Source organism: Streptomyces fructofermentans (genome assembly GCF_014651055.1).
GTDB classification, from domain to species: Bacteria; Actinomycetota; Actinomycetes; order Streptomycetales; family Streptomycetaceae; genus Streptomyces; species Streptomyces fructofermentans.
This window is the reverse complement of the sequence record NZ_BMWD01000007.1, coordinates 316,061-332,132: the sequence shown is the minus strand read 5'-3', so window position 1 is coordinate 332,132 and position 16,072 is coordinate 316,061. Positions and strand designations below refer to the sequence as shown.

Annotated in this window: 12 protein-coding genes; 5 read left to right on the top strand and 7 right to left on the bottom strand. The window is 73.1% G+C overall.

The features are described 5' to 3' along the window. Nucleotides 1–126: 126 nt before the first annotated feature. Together IE265_RS13305 and IE265_RS13300 are read left to right on the top strand one after the other, a co-directional pair. Complete coding sequence (locus IE265_RS13305) at nt 127–2,568, top strand: glycoside hydrolase family 3 C-terminal domain-containing protein (protein WP_190035681.1); 2,442 nt, start codon at nt 127–129, stop codon at nt 2,566–2,568. Nucleotides 2,569–2,633: 65 nt separating this feature from the next. Continuing rightward, nucleotides 2,634–3,674, top strand: a complete 1,041-nt coding sequence (locus IE265_RS13300) for a LacI family DNA-binding transcriptional regulator (protein WP_190035680.1) — start codon at nt 2,634–2,636, stop codon at nt 3,672–3,674. Nucleotides 3,675–3,720: 46 nt separating this feature from the next. Here the strand turns inward: IE265_RS13300 and IE265_RS13295 are convergent, their stop codons facing one another. The 7 genes from IE265_RS13295 to IE265_RS13265 form a co-directional block, all read right to left on the bottom strand. Continuing rightward, the gene (locus tag IE265_RS13295; protein ID WP_190035679.1) at nt 3,721–4,599 is read right to left on the bottom strand and encodes a shikimate dehydrogenase; all 879 of its coding nucleotides are present in this window, start codon (nt 4,597–4,599) and stop codon (nt 3,721–3,723) included. A 78-nt stretch (nt 4,600–4,677) separates the two neighbouring features. Beyond that, the gene (locus IE265_RS13290; RefSeq protein WP_190035678.1) at nt 4,678–5,412 is read right to left on the bottom strand and encodes an ABC transporter ATP-binding protein; all 735 of its coding nucleotides are present in this window, start codon (nt 5,410–5,412) and stop codon (nt 4,678–4,680) included. Beyond that, nucleotides 5,409–7,244: a branched-chain amino acid ABC transporter ATP-binding protein/permease gene (locus IE265_RS13285; protein WP_190035677.1), complete on the bottom strand. Its 1,836-nt coding sequence runs from the start codon at nt 7,242–7,244 to the stop codon at nt 5,409–5,411. The genes IE265_RS13290 and IE265_RS13285 overlap by 4 nt, the downstream gene beginning before the upstream one ends. Further along, a complete protein-coding gene (locus tag IE265_RS13280; protein WP_190035676.1) occupies nt 7,241–8,110 on the bottom strand; it encodes a branched-chain amino acid ABC transporter permease in 870 nt (289 codons plus the stop codon). Before IE265_RS13280 ends, IE265_RS13285 begins: the two co-directional genes overlap by 4 nt. A 7-nt stretch (nt 8,111–8,117) precedes the next feature. Then, entirely contained in the window at nt 8,118–9,278 is a 1,161-nt protein-coding gene (locus IE265_RS13275; RefSeq protein ID WP_190035675.1) for an ABC transporter substrate-binding protein, read from the bottom strand. Nucleotides 9,279–9,633: 355 nt separating this feature from the next. Beyond that, on the bottom strand, nt 9,634–11,385 hold the full coding sequence (locus IE265_RS13270; RefSeq protein WP_190035674.1) for a thiamine pyrophosphate-binding protein: 1,752 nt from the start codon (nt 11,383–11,385) through the stop codon (nt 9,634–9,636). Next, nucleotides 11,382–12,884 (bottom strand): aldehyde dehydrogenase family protein, encoded by a 1,503-nt coding sequence (locus IE265_RS13265; protein WP_229916167.1) that lies wholly within the window; start codon nt 12,882–12,884, stop codon nt 11,382–11,384. The genes IE265_RS13270 and IE265_RS13265 overlap by 4 nt, the downstream gene beginning before the upstream one ends. Nucleotides 12,885–13,098: 214 nt before the next feature. Here IE265_RS13265 and IE265_RS13260 point away from each other — a divergent pair, with 214 nt between their 5' ends. Genes IE265_RS13260 through IE265_RS13250 form a run of 3 tightly spaced genes read left to right on the top strand, consistent with a single transcriptional unit; the run spans nt 13,099 to nt 15,994 of the window. Next, nucleotides 13,099–13,866 (top strand): IclR family transcriptional regulator, encoded by a 768-nt coding sequence (locus tag IE265_RS13260; RefSeq protein WP_190035672.1) that lies wholly within the window; start codon nt 13,099–13,101, stop codon nt 13,864–13,866. 56 nt (nt 13,867–13,922) lie between these two features. Further along, nucleotides 13,923–15,122 (top strand): CaiB/BaiF CoA transferase family protein, encoded by a 1,200-nt coding sequence (locus IE265_RS13255; RefSeq protein WP_190035671.1) that lies wholly within the window; start codon nt 13,923–13,925, stop codon nt 15,120–15,122. After that, nucleotides 15,119–15,994 (top strand): citryl-CoA lyase, encoded by an 876-nt coding sequence (locus IE265_RS13250; protein WP_190035670.1) that lies wholly within the window; start codon nt 15,119–15,121, stop codon nt 15,992–15,994. The genes IE265_RS13255 and IE265_RS13250 overlap by 4 nt, the downstream gene beginning before the upstream one ends. Nucleotides 15,995–16,072 lie beyond the last annotated feature (78 nt).

Genomic DNA, 16,072 nt, shown 5'->3' with positions numbered 1-16,072 from the left:
ACCAACCGAACGAATCACTCAAACCGACCTGGCTCCAGCGGCTTGACAGCCATAGGAGCATCCCGCGGGCGGCCGGCGTAGGCGTCGGCCGCTGCCGCGCCCACACGAGAGGACGAACGGGCGAGGATGACCGAGGACGAACTCGACCGCTTGCTCGACAAGCTGACCCTCCGGGCCAAGGTCCGGCTGCTCACGGGAGCCACGACCTGGCGCACACCGGCCGAGCCGGACGTCGGCCTGAGGGAGTTGGTGATGTCGGACGGCCCCGCGGGCGTACGGGGCGAGTCGTGGGACGAACGGCGGACGGCACTGCTGCTGCCGTCCGCGTCGGCGCTCGCCGCCACGTGGGACGTGGACCTGGTCGAGCGGCTCGGTGCGCTCCTCGCCGCCGAGGCACGGCGCAAGGGCGTGCACGTGGTCCTCGCGCCGAACCTCAATCTGCACCGCAGCCCGCTCGGCGGACGGCACTTCGAGTGCTTCTCCGAGGACCCCGTACTCACCTCCCGGGTCGGAGCGGCGCTGATCCGCGGCATCCAGTCGCGGGGCGTCGCCGCCACGGCCAAGCACTTCGTGGCCAACGACTCCGAGACGGACCGCCTCACGGTCGACGTACGCGCCGGCGAACGGGCGCTGCGGGAGGTGTACCTGGCCCCGTTCGAGGCGGCCGTCGCGGCCGGGGTGCAGGTCGTCATGGCCGGCTACAACTCCGTCAACGGCACCACCATGACGGCGAGTCCGCTGCTGTCGGACCCCTTGCGGAGCGAGTGGGGCTTCGACGGCGTGGTGGTCTCCGACTGGGGCGCCGCGCGCACGACGCACGACACCGCGCGGTCCGGCCTCGACCTCGCGATGCCGGGGCCCGAGAGCGTCTGGGGCGAGGCCCTGGCGCAGGCAGTGGAGGACGGCCGGGTGCCGGAGTCCGCCGTCGACGGGAAGGTGCGCCGCCTGCTCGCGCTCGCGGACCGCGCGGGGGTGCTCGGCGAGCCCGGGGAGGCACGTCCCCCCGCCCGGGGCGGCGTCCGCCCGCGCGACGCCAGGGCGCAGCTGCGCCGCGCGGCCTCGGCCGGCACGGTGCTGCTCGCCAACCGGGGCGTCCTACCGCTCGGGCCGGAGGTACGGACCGTCGCCGTGGTGGGAGCGCATGCCGCACGCACCCGCACGCAGGGCGGCGGCAGCGCCGGGGTCTTCCCGCAGCACGAGGTGTCCGTCCTGGAGGGCCTGCGCGCCCTGCTGCGGGGACGGGCCGGGGTCGTCCACGCTCCCGGGCCGTGTCCCGACGAGCCCGCCCCGGCACTGGACATGGACCTGTGCAGTGATCCGCGCTCCGGGCTGCCGGGCGTCCTGCTGCGGATGCTCGACGCGTCGGGCTCCGAGCTGTACGCCGAACACCGCAACAGCGGGAGACAGTTGGAGCCCCGCCTCGTGCCCGGGGCGCACACCGTCGAGATCAGTGCCCGGCTGCGCCCCCGGGTGGCGGGCCGCTGGACGCTGGGCATCGCGGGCTTCGGGCGGATGCGGCTGAGCCTCGACGAACGCACCCTTGTGGAAGGCGAGTTCGCCAGGGAGACGGACGATCCGGCACTCGTGCACGTGAACCCGCCGGTGCGCAGCGCCGAGGCGTGGCTGGCGGTCGGGCAGGACGCGCTGCTGGTGGCGCGGCGCGAACTCGCGCCCGACACGGGCAGGGCCACGGTCGTGAGCGCCGCTCCGCCGCGCCCCGACGCCTCCCGGGCGATCGCCGGGGCGGTGCGGGCGGCCGCGGAGGCGGACGCGGTCGTCGTGGTGGTGGGAACGACGGAGCACAGCGAGTCGGAGGGGTACGACCGCAGCGACCTCACCCTGGGCGCCACGCAGAACGCCCTGGTGCGGGCCGTCGCCGCGGCCAACCCCCGCACGGTGGCCGTCGTCAACAGCGGCGGCCCCGTCGAACTCCCGTGGCGCGACGAGGTCGGCGCGCTGCTGCTGGCCTGGTTCCCCGGGCAGGAGGGGGGCGGAGGCCTGGCCGACGTGATCCTCGGGCGGGCCGAGCCGGGCGGCCGGCTGCCGACCACCTGGCCGGTCGCGCTCGCCGACGCCCCGGTCACCGGTACGCGGCCGGTCGCCGGGCGGCTGGAGTACACCGAGGGCCTGCACATCGGCTACCGCGGCTGGCTCCGCGGCCGACACGCCCCCGCCTACTGGTTCGGGCACGGTCTCGGCTACACCGACTGGTCCTACGAGGAGTTGACGGGGCCGCGCGAGGTGGCCGCCGGGGAGCCCTTCACCGTGCGTGTCGGGGTGCGCAACACGGGACCGCGGGCCGGCCGCGAGGTCGTCCAGGTGTATCTGGCCCGCCCCGGCTCCGCCTTGGAGTATCCGAGGCGCTGGCTCGCGGGATTCGCGGCGGTGCACGCGGGTCCCGGCGCGACGGCGACCGCCTCGGTGACCGTCCCCGCCGCGGCGTTGCGCCACTGGTCCGTCGGCGACGGGGGGTGGCGTACGGAGCCGGGTCCCTGCCGTGTGCTCGCGGGCCGCTCGGCGAGTGATCTCCCGCTGGACCTGGGGGTGGAGGTCCGCGTGCGCGGCTGAGCCGGGAGCCCGGCCGCCGGAGAGCGCTCTATGCCGTCCGTGGCCTGTGCCGTTAGGGTGCGGGCATGAGCAGACAGGCCCCGACCCTGGAGGATGTGGCCCGGGAGGCGGGTGTCTCCCGGGCGACCGTGTCCCGGGTCATCAACGGTGTGCGCAACGTCGACCCGGCCATCCAGGAGACGGTACGCCTGGCCATCAGCAGAACGGGCTACGCGCCCAATCAGGCCGCCAGGTCGCTGGTGACCCGGCGCACCGAGACCGTGGCGCTCGTGGTGTCCGGCGCCGGCGGGGTCTCGGACGAGGAGCAGAACGCCTTCGCCACGAGGGTGTTGGCCGACCCGTTCTTCGGCCGGGTGGTCAGCGGGGTCGTCGGCCATCTGCGGCCGCGTTCGATGCATCCGGTGCTCATGTTCGCCGAGACCGTCGAGGCCCGGGAGGCGGTCGTGACGTATCTGCGGCAGGGCAGCGCGGACGGGGCGCTCGTCGTGTCCACCCATGCCGACGATCCGCTGCCCGCGCTGCTGGCCGGCGCGGGGTTGCCCGCCGTGCTGTTCGCCCGGCCCTCGCGGCCGGTCGCGCTCAGCTATGTGGACCTCGCGCACCGGGACGGCGGGCGCCTGGCAGCCGAGCACCTGCTGGGGCGCGGCTGCCGGCGGATCGTCACCGTGTCGGGTCCGCTGGCGGTGTCCGCGAGCCAGGAGCGGCTTGCCGGGTTCCGGGACACGATGGCCCGCCGCGGGCATGCGTACGTCCCGCTGGTCCAGGGTGGTTTCACGGTCGACAGCGGGATGGCGGCCATGACCGAACTGCTCGCCGAACACCCGGACGTGGACGGTGTGTTCGCCGCGAACGACCTGATGGCCCAGGGGATCTGCCAGGTGCTGCGGGAGCGGGGGCGCCGGGTGCCGGACGATGTCGCGGTGGTCGGGTTCGACGACTCCAGCGCGGCGCTCGCCTGCCGTCCGCCGCTGACGACGGTGCGCCAGCCGGTCGAGGACATGGCGGCGGCGATGGCCCGGCTGCTCGACGAGCAGATCAGGGGCGTGCGTACCGAGCCGACCTCGATCATCTTCGATCCCGAGCTGGTGGTCCGGGCGTCGGCATAGGCGGGGCGGGCGCCCGGGCGCGGGCCGGGCCGCTCCGGAGAGCGGGTCAGGAGTGTTCGCGCACACCGGCTGTCAGGTCGGCGAAGTCGGCGAGCATGTGAGCCGTCCTGGGTTCCAGTCCGGTGACCAGGCGGAAGGTGCCGGCGGCCTGGTGGACCAGCATCCCGCCGCCGTGCAGGGTCCGGCAGCCGAGGGCGCGGCCGGCCTCCAGGAGTGGGGTGCGCAGGGGCCGGTAGTTGATGTCGACGATCCACAGCCCGGGGTGCAGGGCCGCCGGGTCGAGGGGCAGCCGGGGCAGGGCGGGCGTTCCGACCGGTGAGGCGTTGACGAGTCCGTCGGCCTCCTGGAGGACGGTGCCGAGCGATGCGGCGTCGCACGTCCGCGCGCGCTCGCTTCCCGCGTCGGTGTTGAGCGCCTCGGCCAGCTCCCGCGCGCGGCCGGCGGCCGGGTCGACGACGGTGACGCGCTCGGCTCCGAGGTCGAGCAGTGCGTGGGCGACCGCGGATCCGGCGCCTCCCGCCCCGAGTTGCACGACGTGGCGCATCGGCGCGTCGGGCAGTCCCCGGGTGAGGGCCGCGGCGAAGCCCGTGCCGTCGGTGTTGTGTCCGACCGCCGCGCCGTCGGCGAACACCACCGTGTTGACGGCGCGGACCCTGGCGGCCGTGGGGGCGAGCCGGTCCAGGTGGGGCAGGACGAGCTGCTTGACGGGATGGGTGACGTTCAGGCCCGCGAACCCCAGGCTGCGGGCCGCCCCGAGCAGTTCGTGCAGGTTCTCCGCGGTGTGCCGCTTGGCGCCGCCGAGGTCCAGCAGCCGGTAGAGGCAGCGGACTTGGTGCCGGTCAGCCTCCCGCTCGTGGAGTTCCGGGCTGAGCGACCGGCCGATGCCGGTCCCGATCAGGCCCATGAGAAATGACGTCCGAGTCACGGCGGCTCCCGGCAGGCAATGTACGAACCAGTTCGTTATGAATAGCAGGGTCCGCGGTCCCCGGGAAGCCCGGCGGGGTCACAGGCCCAGGTACACCTCCCTGACCCTGGGGTCGCGGCTGAGTTCGGCGGAGGTTCCGGTCATGGCGACCTCGCCGTTCTCCATGACGACGCACGAACTGGTGACGCCGAAGGTGAGTTTGGCGTTCTGCTCCACGAGGAGCAGGCTCATCCCCTCCTCGCGCAGCTTCAGCAGGACGTCGAGGATGCTGCCGACGAGCTTCGGGGACAGGCCCATGGAGGGCTCGTCGAGCACGAGCAGCCGGGGCCCTGCCATCAGGGCCCGGCCGATGGCGAGCATCTGCTGCTGGCCGCCGGACAGCGCACCGGCGGGCCGGTCCCGCATCTCCCCGAGGACCGGGAACAGCGCGTGCACCTCGTCGAGTCGGCGGCGGGTCCCGTCGTTCCAGGGCCGCGAGTACGCGCCGAGCATCAGGTTCTTCTCGACGGACAGGCCGGAGAAGACGTGCCTGCCCTCCGGGACGTAGCCGATGCCGTGGCGCACCATGTCCCGGGCCCTCACCCGGGTGAGGTCGCGCCCGCCCAGGGTGATGCGTCCGCCGCTGCGCGGGACCAGGCCCATCAGCGCCTTGAGGGTGGAGGTCTTGCCCGCCCCGTTGGCGCCGATGATGCCCACCGACTCGCCCGGGGCGACGGTGAACCCGATGGAGCCGACGGCGCGGACGCCGCCGTAGTGCACGCTCAGGTCCTCGACCGTCAGGGTGCCGGCCGGGCCGGTGTCCGCGGCTTTCATGAGGGGGCCTCCTCGGTCCTTCGGACTTCCTCGGCGGTCGGGGGCTGCGGCAGTCCTGCCTCGGTGAGGTCGGAGTCCCCGAGGTAGGCCTCGATGACCTCCGGCGCCGCGACGACCTCGTCCGGGGTCCCCTCCGCGATGACCCGGCCGCCGGACAGGACGGTGATCCTCTCGCACAGGGACATGACCAGGCCCATGTTGTGTTCGATCAGGACGACGGTGGTCCCGGTGTCGCGGATGGACCGGACGATCCGAACGAGCTGCCGGACCTCCTCTCCGTTGAGTCCGGCCGCGGGCTCGTCCAGCAGGAGCAGGCGGGGCCGGGCCGCCATGGCGCGGGCGATCTCGATGCGGCGCTGGATCCCGTAGGGCAGGGAGGCGGGGTCGGCCTCCGCGAAGTCGGTGAGGCCGTAGCGTTCGAGGACCTCGTCGGCGCGGGCCCGGAGCCGGCGCTCCCGGGCCAGCACGCCCGGCTGCCACACCGCGTACTGCCAGATGGCGCGGGTCCTCGTGCGGTCGAGTGCGACGAGGACGTTCTCGCGGACGGTGAGCTGTCCGAAGAGCCGCAGGTTCTGGAAGGTGCGGGCCATTCCGGCCAGGGACAGCGCGTAGGGGCGGGCGGTGGTGGTGTCGTCGCCGGCGAAGCCGACCGTCCCAGAAGTGGCCCGGTAGAACCCGCTGATCACGTTGAACAGGGTTGTCTTCCCTGATCCGTTGGGGCCGACGATGCCCCGGATCTCGCCGGCCCGCACGGTGAGCGAGACCGCGTCCAGGGCGCGCAGCCCCCGGAACTGCTTGGTGACGGACTCGGCGACCAGGAGCACCGGTTGCCCGGTCGCCGGCGCGGCGGGCGGATAGGGCGTGAAGGGGCGCAGTTCGGCCCGCGCCTCGTGGTGGCCGGCCCGCCTGCGGTACAGGTCCCGGACCCGGGCGGGGATGCCGGCGAGCCCTGTCGGCGCGAAGACGACCATGAGGACGACGACCACGCCGTAGCCGAGTTGGGCGTAGGTCGAGAAGTCCGAGAGCCACTCCCGTACGAGGGTCAGGCCGACGGCGCCGACGACACAGCCGACGAGGGAGCGCCTGCCGCCGATGATGACCATGGCGAGCAGGATGAACATGTTGCCGATGGAGAAGGTCTCGGGTGCCACGTACCGGATGAGGCCGCCGTACAGCACTCCGGCCAGGCCTCCGTAGAGGCTCGCGAGGACGAAGGCCGTCATGCGCAGGTAGGGGATCTCGGCGCCCATGGCTCCCGCGGCGAGCGAGTCGTCGCGCATGGCGCGCAGCCGGCGGCCGAGCGAGGTGTGCACGACGAACAGGCCGAAGAGCAGGCCGAGGGCGAAGACGGCGACTTCCAGGTAGTAGTAGAGGTATTCGCTGGAGAGGTCGACGCCCGGCAGGGTGGGCACGGGGATGCCGGAGATGCCGTCGGCGCCGCCGGTGATCCGGGCGTTGGTGATCCAGTTGATGAATCCCAGGGCGAGGCCGAGGGTGACGATGCCCAGGTAGTGGGACTGCATGCGCAGGGCGGGGACGCCGACGAGCAGGCCGGTGGCGACCGTGGCCGGCACGGCGAGGGCGGCGGCCGCCCAGAAGCCGTACCCGTAGTGCGTGGTGAGGACGGCGACGCCGTACGCGCCGACCCCGAAGAAGGCGACCTGGGCGAGGTTGATCTGGCCGGACACCCCCATGGCCAGCCCCAGGCCGATGGCGAGGAGCGCGTGGATCAGGGCGATGTCGACGACGTGGATGGTGTAGCCGCCGAGGCCGTACGGCAGGACGCAGGCCCCGGCGATCAGCGTGACGAGGGCGGCGGAGCGGGACTTCATGCGCGGCTGACCGTCCTTTCGCCGAAGATGCCCATGGGCCGGATCATGATCGCGACCGTGAAGACGAGGAAGGTCACCAGGACCGAGTAGCCCTGGAAGTGCCCGGCGGCGTACGAGTCGAGGACGCCGATGGCGATCCCGCCCACGACGGCGCCGTGGATGGAGCCGAAGCCGCCGAGCATCGCCGCGGCGAACCCCTTGATGCCGAGGGCGCCGCCCAGGGACGCGTCCACGTAGAGCATGGGCCCGACCAGCCCGCCGGCCAGGGCCGCCAGGCCCGCGCCGATGGCGAAGGCGAGGGCGTTGCTGCGACCGACGTCGATGCCGACGGCGGTCGCGGCCTCGTGGTCGAGCGCCGCTGCCTGCATGGCCGCGCCCCTCTTGGTGCGGGACAGGAAGAAGCCGAGGCCGACGACCGCGAGCGCGGCCACGGCCATCACCAGCAGGTCGTACGTGCGCACGCGGATGCCGAGGACCGTGAACGGGGCCGCGTCCAGCGGCGACGGCACGGCCCGGCCCGTGGTGCCCCAGATGATGATGGCCAGTGCCTGGAGGACGATGCCGAAGCCGATCGTGCCGATCAGCATCAGGTCGAAGTCCTTGTTCTCCAGGGGCCGCAGGACGCGTTCGATGACGAGGCCGATCGCCCCGGTGACGACGATCGCGACCGCCATGGCCGCGGCGAAGGGGAGCCGGACGGTGAGGTAGAAGGTCGACGCGGTGTACGCGCCGATCATGGCGATGTCCGCGTGGGCGAAGTTGACCAGGCCCATGGTGCGGTACACGAGGGAGAAGCCCATGGCGACCAGGGCGTACACGGCACCGAGGCTCAGCCCGCCGACGAGTGTCTGAAGGGTTTCCTGCACGTCGGCCTCACTTCACTTCGACGAGCTTGCCGTCGCGGATGACGCCGATGGTGGTGCGGGTGATGCCGACGCCGTCGTCGTTGTAGCGGAACTCGCCCAGCAGCCCGTCGTAGGCGGTTGCGCGGATGGCGTCGGCGAGTTCGCGGCCGGTGGCCACCTTGCTGGTCTTCAGCGCGGTGAGGAGGATGTTGGCACCGTCGTACGCCTTCGCGCCGTGCATCTCGGCGTCCTCGCCGTAGGCGGACTTGTAGGCGGCGGCGAACTTCTCGGCGGCGGGGCTGATGTCGTTGCCGAGGTAGGGCGAGCTGACGATGGTGCCCTCGACGGCGGCCTTGCCGGCGGTGTCCATGAAGACGGGGGTGCCCTGCGGTGCGGCGCCCGCGAACGGGGCGTCGATCCCGAGGTCCCTGGCCTGCTTGACGATGAGGCCGGCCTCGACCTCCTCGGAGCCGATGAACACGACGTCCGGCTTCGCGGAGCGGATCCTGGTGAGCGCGGCGCTGAACTCCTTCTGGTCGGTGGTGACCACCTGGTCGGTCACCGGGGTGACGCCGAGGTCCTTGACGGCCTTGGTGAAGGCGTCGTGCTCGCCCTTGCCGAACGACCCGTTGTTGGTGATCACCGCGATCCGCTTGTAGCCCTTCTCCTCGACGAGGTGCTTGGCGAGCGTCGTGTCGTAGGTGGTGCTGGTGGGTCCGTTCAGGAAGAGGAAGGGGCTCTTCTGCTCGACCAGCGCGTCGGCCTGCCCGGAGGTGATGTTGGGGATCTCGGCCTGCTTCAGCACGGGGGCCATCGCGATGGTGACCGCGCTCTCGGCGGTGCCGATCATGGCGATGTAGTTCCCGCTGTCGATCTTCCGGGCCAGGTTGGTGCCGGTGGTGGGGTCGCCCTGGTCGTCGAAGGACTTGACCTGGATCTTGCGGCCGTCGATGCCGCCCTTCTTGTTCCACTCGTCGACGGCGAGCTTGGCGCCCTTGTACTCCCAGTCCCCCAGCGAGGAGAGCTGTCCGCTGCGGGCGTTGACGATGGCGATCCTGATGGGTCCGGAGTCGGACCCGGCGTCGCTGTCGGACTCGCCGGGGGCGCTGCAGGCGCAGAGCGCGGCGGCGAGGGCGGCTGCGCCGACGAGGGCGGTGCGGGGGGCCGTGGGCCGGGAGAAGCGGGTCATGGCGGTCACCTCGTGGAGGACGGGACGGCGGGTGAGGGGCGTGGGGGAGGCGACCGTCCCCCGCCGACCGGTCCTGCGGTCGGGTCGGTGGGACCGGTCGGGACGGGGTACGGGGGCGGACGTGTCGCGGGTCCGGCGGGTGCGGCAACTGAGGGCCGGGTGGGGCCTGTTCGGGTGGCGCACGGGCTGTGGGCGGGAGTGCGGCGCCGGCGTCCGGAGGCGGGGGTGCACGCACGGTCGGGTCGGGGCGGGGCGGGTACGTGTACGGACGTGGCGGGCGAGTTGCGGGTCGTGACGCGGGGTGGGACGGGGTGCGGGCCGTGTCGTCACACGTCGCGTCGTGTCGTGTCGTGTGTCAGGAGGCGCCGGCCGGGAAGCGGCCCGCGTAGATGTCCTTGATGTTCCAGTGGCCGGGTGTGGGGACCGGCTCGTTGACCATCGGGACGTCGAGCACGGCGGGGCGGCGCCGGGAGACGGCGTCGGTCAGGACCTTGCGCAGTTCCCCGGGTGTGCCCACCGTGTAGCCGTCGGCGCCGCAGGACTCTCCGTAGCGGGCGAAGTCGGGGCTGTAGGGCCGCCCTTGGGCATCCGTGAACTCGCATCCGTAGGAGCGGCCGAACGACGACGCCTGGAGGTCGGCGATGGTTCCGTGGGCACGGTTGTTCATCACCAGGAAGATGACCGGGGCGCCCTGTTCGACGGCCATCGGCACCGCGGGCAGTTGGGCGCTCATGCCGCCGTCGCCGACGAGGGCGACCACCACGCGCTCGGGCTCGGCGATCTGCACGCCGACGGCGGCGGCGGGCCCGAAGCCCATGGTGGAGGCGCCGCCGGGAGTGATGAAGCGGCCCCGCTCGGGCAGTTCGTAGCACTGGGCGACACCGTTCTTGTTCCAGCCGACGTCCGTGACCAGCACCGCGTCGTCCGGCAATGCCTCGCGCAGGTCGCTCAGGATGCGCTGCGGACGCAGCGGGAAGTCGTCGCCGCGCCCCGCCTCCCGCGCCGCCTCGAACACCGCCCGGCGGGCGGCCGCGACGCCCTCGCGCAGCCCCGGGCGGGTCAGCGGCTCGGCCCGGCGCTCTCGGACGGCGGCGGCGATGCTCCGTACGGCGAGGCCCACGTCCGCCACCGCGCCGATGTCCACTGGGTAGTTGCGGCCGATCTCGGCCGGGTCGATGTCGATCTGGATGAGCCTGCTCGGCGGGAAGTTCCACGTGTACGCGCTCTCCCAGGAGCTGGCGTCCGTCTCGGCGAACCGGGTGGCCAGGGCGAGCACGACGTCCGCGCCCCTGGTGTGCTCGTGGGTGGCTTCGAGTCCCCAGAAGCCCGGCATGCCGAGCAGCAGCGGGTGCTGGTCGGGGACGGCCCCCTTGCCCATCAGGGAGTGCGCGAGGGGGATGTCCAAGTGTTCTGCCAGGGCGCGGAGTTCGGCGCGGGCCCCCGGTTCGCGCAGTCCGCCGCCGAAGTAGATGAGAGGGCGTTCGGCGCTCAGCAGCGCGTCGGCGATGCGCTCCGCGGTCGGCAGGTCGAGGCCGGGGGTTCCGAGTTGCGCCGGCAGCGGTCGTCCGCCGCTTCCGGGGTCGGCCGGCCGGTTGAGGAGGTCCATCGGGATGTTGACCAGGACGGTGCCGGGCCGCCCGGTGGTCGCGGTCCAGAAGGCCCGCTCGGTGACCCGCGCCAGGTCCTGGACGCGCTGCACCTGCCAGACCCGTTTGCAGAACGGCCGGTAGATCGCCGTCTGGTCGGCGTCGGCGTGGAGGTTGACCTCCTGGTGGGGGTGCCGGCCCTGGTAGTACGAGGGGATGTCGCCGGTGATGACGACGAGCGGGACGGAGTCGAGGGCGGCGGTCGCGACACCGGTGACGGCGTTCATCATCCCGGGGCCGACATGGGTCAGCAGCACACCCGGACGGCCGGTCATGCGGGCGTAGCCGTCGGCGGCGTGCGCGGCCGCCTGTTCGTGGCGGGCGATGACGAACCGGATCGGGCTGGGCCCGAGGGCGTCGAGGAGGGCGATGTTGGTGTGTCCGCAGGTGCCGAAGACGTACTCGACGCCGTAGGACTCGAGTTGGGCGACAAGGGCCTCGGCGGCGGTCGCGGTGCTCACGGGTTCTCCTTGGACAGCTCGCGCCGCGTGCCCCAGACGGACAGGCCGCGCAGCACGAGGGTCTTGACGACGGTGTAGTCGTCGATGAGCCAGCGGGGGGCCTCGCGGCCGAAGCCGGAGTCCTTCACCCCGCCGAAGGGCACGTGGTCGAGGCGGAGGTTGGAGGAGCCGTTGACGATCAGACCGCCGACCTGCAGGCGCCGCCAGGCGGTGACGACACGGCTGATGTCCTGGGTGAACAGGCCCGCCTGGAGGCCGTACCGGCTCGTGTTGCAGGTGTCGAGGACGGTGTCGAAGTCGTCGTAGGGCAGCACCGCGACGAGCGCGCCGAAGACCTCGTGGACCACGACGGAGGCGTGCGGCGGTGGGTCGGCCACGATGGTGGGGGCGGCGGTGGCCCCGTCGCGGGTGCCGCCGCGGACGACGGTCGCGCCGAGGCCGGCGGCCTCCTTCGCCCAGCGCACGACGCGTTCGGCTGCCTCCTCGTCGACCATGGCCCCGATGTCGGTGCCCTCCTCCAGGGGGTCGCCGACGACGAGGGTGTCCACGGCGGCGGTGAAGGCGTCGAGGAAGGCGTCGTAGCGGCTGCGGTGGACGTAGACGCGCTGGACGGAGACGCAGCTCTGGCCGGAGTTGCTGTAGCCGGTGCGGGCGCAGACGGCCGCGGCGGCGCCGATGTCCGCGTCCTCGCACACGACGGTCGCGGCGTTGCCGCCGAGTTCGAGGGCGAGTCGCTTGGCGCCCGCCGCCCGGGCCACGGCCGCGCCGGTGGCGGCGCTGCCGGTGAAACTGATGACGCTCACCTCGTCCGCGGCGCACAGGGCCGCGCCCGTGTCGCCGCCGCCGTGCAGGAGTTGGACCGCCTGGTGGGGCAGGCCGCTGTCCAGGAGCAGCGCGACGACGGCGGCGGAGACGGCCGGGGCTTGCGGGGGTGCCTTGACGAGGGTGGTGTTGCCGGCGGCGAAGGAGGCGCCGAGTTTGTGCGCGAGGAGGTTGGCGGGGGCGTTGAACGGGGTGATCGCGAGGGCGACGCCCGCGGGTGCCCGGTAGGTGAGCGCGGTGCTGCCGACGCCGCTGTCCCAGCCGGCGACCGGGAGGTTCTCCCCGTCGACGCGGCGTGCCTCCGCGGCGCAGACGGCGAGGGTGGCGGCGACCCGGTCGATCTCGGTGCGGCCGTCCTTGAGCGGCTTGCCCAGTTCGACGGCGAGGAGGCGGGCGAGGGGTTCGCGGTGGGCGGCGGCGTTGCGGGAGCCCCGTTCCAGGATGTCGGCGCGGGCGGCCGGCGCGAGTGCGGCGACCTGGGCCGCGTAGGGGCGGGAGCGGGTCAGCGCGGTGCCGATCTCGGCGGGCGTGGCGGTCGGGGCCCGGCTGACCACGCGCCGGCGGTGCGGGCCGGTGCGTTCCAGCGGCGGGCCCGCGCCGCCCCAGGAACCGGCCACGAAGGGCAGCACGTCGACGACCGCGTCGTGGTCGGCCGCCTTGAGGAGGTCTTGCAGCATCACGTCTCCAGAAAAACCATCTAGTGGTTTGCGTGGACTGCTCTGTGGACTGGCGTGTAACGTACGGGCGCCGGAAGACCGTGGCAATAGGCCGGAACGAGGAAATTGAAAACCGCCGGTTTCCCCTGCGAGCCGCGCTGGGGAAAGCTGTCGCCCCAGGTGCCGGGCCCGGGGACGGGCGCGGCAGTGCTTCCCACCGACGCGAGGAGAGACCGTGGACGCGGAGCAAGGACTGGGCGGTGTACGCAGTGTGCGCCGCGCTCTGGACATCCTGTCGCTGCTGACCGAGGATCAGCCCACCGTCCCGCTCAGGGACATGGTCGAAGCGACCGGCCTGCCCAAGACCACCGTGGTGCGGCTGGTGCAGACCCTGGAGCAGTACGGGCTCCTGTGGGCCACACCCGGCGGATACACCGCCGGCCCCGGGCTGTGGCGCTGGGCGCATCTGGCGCACACGAGCTGGGAACTGCCGCCGGACACGCAGAAACTGCTGCGCGAACTGGCCGACCGGCGCGGCGAGACCGCGAACCTGATGATCCGGCGCGACATCCACCGCGTGTGCGTCGCCCAGCAGGAGAGCGCCCAGCCCCTGCGGCACGTCGTGCGGGTGGGTGACGAACTCCCGCTGTGGGCGGGCGCCTCGTCGAAGGTGCTGCTGATCGGCGCCACCGACAGCCTGCTCCAGCGGGTCGCGGAGGCCTCGCCGCACGGCGTCGCGCATGTCCAGCAGCTGCGGCTGTGGGCCGACGAGGCGGCGGCGCTCGGGTACGCGGTCAGCCACGGCGAGCGGGACGTCGGCCTGACGGCGGTCGCCGTGCCCATCCGGACCCAGTCGGGCGTGGTCGTCGCCTCGCTCTCCCTGAGCGGCCCCACCGCACGGATTCCCGAGCGCGCCACCGAGGACTTCGCGCGCGATCTCCTGAACGTGGCCCAGCACATCGCCGCACAGGGCTTCCAGCACCCCCTGGAGCCACGCGGCTGACCGACCCGCCGGCAAGGCAAGCGGCGCCGTCCGCGGCGCCCTGGAAGGAGTCGTCCATGCAGGTTCGCCCGCTCGACGGAATACGCGTTCTGGATCTCACGAACGTGCTCGCCGGGCCGTACTGCAGCTATCAGCTCATGCTCCTGGGCGCCGAGGTCGTCAAGGTCGAACGACCCGGCGCCGGCGACCTCGCCCGCGGCCTCGGTCCGGACCCGGCACTCAACCGCGACGGGGCCGGCGCGTCGTTCCTCGCGCAGAACGCCGGCAAGAAGTCCCTGGTCCTGGACCTCGGCGACGGCGCGGACCGCGCCCTCTTCGAGGACCTGCTCCGGGGCGCGGACGTACTGCTGGAGAACTTCCGGGCCGGGGTCCTCGACCGCCTGGGGTACGGCTCCGAGCGGCTCGCCCTGTTCAACCCGCGCCTGGTGTACTGCTCCATCTCCGGGTTCGGGCACACCGGTCCGATGAGCGGCGCCCCCGCCTACGACCAGATCGTCCAGGGCCTGACCGGCATGATGAGCGTCACCGGGACCAGCGAGACGGCACCGCAGCGCGTCGGCTTCCCCGTGTGCGACACCACCGGGGGCCTGATGGCGGCCCTCGCCATCAACGCGGCGCTGCTGCACCGGGAACGCACCGGGCACGGCAGCAGGCTGGACGTCTCCATGCTGGAGGCCTCGCTGTCCTCGATGGGGTGGGCGGTGTCCAACTACCTCGTGAGCGGGGTCCCGCCGGAACCCCTGGGCGACCAGAACCCCACCGCCGCCCCCTCGGGCACCTTCCACGCCCTCGACGGGCCCCTCAACATCACCGCCAACCAGCAGCGCCAGTTCGAGACCCTGTGCCGTCTGGTGGGGGCGGCCCAGCTCGCCACCGACGAGCGGTTCGCCGAACGCGAGCGGCGCAGGACGCACCGCGCCGAACTGAACGCGGAGCTCAACTCCCGTCTGGCCACGCGGCCGGCCGTCGAGTGGGAGCGCGAGCTGAACGCGGCGGGCGTCCCGGCCGCGCGGGTGCTGACCGTGCCCCAGGCGCTGGAGCAGCCGCAGTTGGAGCACCGGCGCTTCGTGACCGAGCTGGACCATCCGGCGCGTCCCGGGCAGCGCCTGCGGGTGGTCGGCAGCGGGGTGACCTTCGACGGCGAGGCGTTCGCACCGCCGTCGCCGCCGCCGCTGCTGGGGGAGCACAACGCCGAACGGCACCAGTTGGCGCGCCGCTGGGCGGCGGCCGCGACCGAGGAGAGCGCGGCGTCATGACCGGCTCCGTCGACGAAACGGCCGAAACGGCCGAAGCAGCCGAAACGGCTGAAGCGGCTGAAGCGCCCGAAGCGGACGAGGCGGCCCAGTGGTGGGCCACGGCCGTCAGCCATGTCGAGCCCGGCAGCATCGAGTTGCGCGAGCGGCCCATCCAGCAGCTCATCGGGTCCGCGAGCCTCGTGGACGTCATCTGGCTGCTGCTGCGCGGCGGAACACCCTCCGCCCGCGAGTCGGCGCTGCTGGAGGCGGCACTGGTCGCGGGCGTCGACCACGGCCCGCAGGCGCCGTCCATCGCGGCCGCCCGGATGGCGGCCACCTGCGGCATCGGACTCAACAACGCCATGGCCACGGGCATCAACATGCTGGGCGACTCGCACGGCGGAGCCGGCCAGCAGTGCGTGGAGATGCTCACGGACGTCCGCGCGCGCCACGCCACGGGACTCGACTGGGACACCGCGGCCCAGGAGGTGATGGCCGACTGGCAGAGCCGCTCGCGCTATCTGCCGGGCTTCGGGCACCGGTTCCACCCCGTCGACCCCCGCCGCGACCCCCTGCTCGGCCTCGTCCGGGACGCGGTGGCCGACGGCGTGGTCGCCGGTGACCACCTGGAGGCCGCCCTCGCCGTCGAGAGCGTGCTGCGCAGGCGCCGTGCCGGCGCCCGGCCGGTGCCGATGAACATCGACGGCGCCACCGCCGTGATCTACGCCGAGCTGGGCTTCCCGGCCCCCCTGGCCCGCGGCCTGTTCGTGCTGAGCCGATCGGTGGGCGTACTGGCGCACGCCTGGGAGGAGAGCGGCCAGGGACGCCGCAACAAGGGCCCCGTCCCGCGCGGGGTGGTGCCCGCCCGCCTGCCGCCCGTGCAGGGTGCGTAGAACCGATCCGCGTCAGGCCCTTGCCACGACCGGGTCGCCGTCCCTAACGTGTCTAACCGCCACTCGGCGACCACCTTA

What these genes read in the sequence shown, in the direction of transcription:
- IE265_RS13255 (WP_190035671.1), top strand. Translation starts at nt 13,923, where the DNA reads ATGCAGGTTCGCCCGCTCGACGGAATACGCGTTCTGGATCTCACGAAC.
- IE265_RS13300 (WP_190035680.1), top strand. Translation starts at nt 2,634, where the DNA reads ATGAGCAGACAGGCCCCGACCCTGGAGGATGTGGCCCGGGAGGCGGGT.
- IE265_RS13290 (WP_190035678.1), bottom strand. Translation starts at nt 5,412, where the DNA reads ATGAAAGCCGCGGACACCGGCCCGGCCGGCACCCTGACGGTCGAGGAC.
- IE265_RS13250 (WP_190035670.1), top strand. Translation starts at nt 15,119, where the DNA reads ATGACCGGCTCCGTCGACGAAACGGCCGAAACGGCCGAAGCAGCCGAA.
- IE265_RS13275 (WP_190035675.1), bottom strand. Translation starts at nt 9,278, where the DNA reads ATGACCCGCTTCTCCCGGCCCACGGCCCCCCGCACCGCCCTCGTCGGC.
- IE265_RS13265 (WP_229916167.1), bottom strand. Translation starts at nt 12,884, where the DNA reads ATGCTGCAAGACCTCCTCAAGGCGGCCGACCACGACGCGGTCGTCGAC.
- IE265_RS13305 (WP_190035681.1), top strand. Translation starts at nt 127, where the DNA reads ATGACCGAGGACGAACTCGACCGCTTGCTCGACAAGCTGACCCTCCGG.
- IE265_RS13285 (WP_190035677.1), bottom strand. Translation starts at nt 7,244, where the DNA reads ATGAAGTCCCGCTCCGCCGCCCTCGTCACGCTGATCGCCGGGGCCTGC.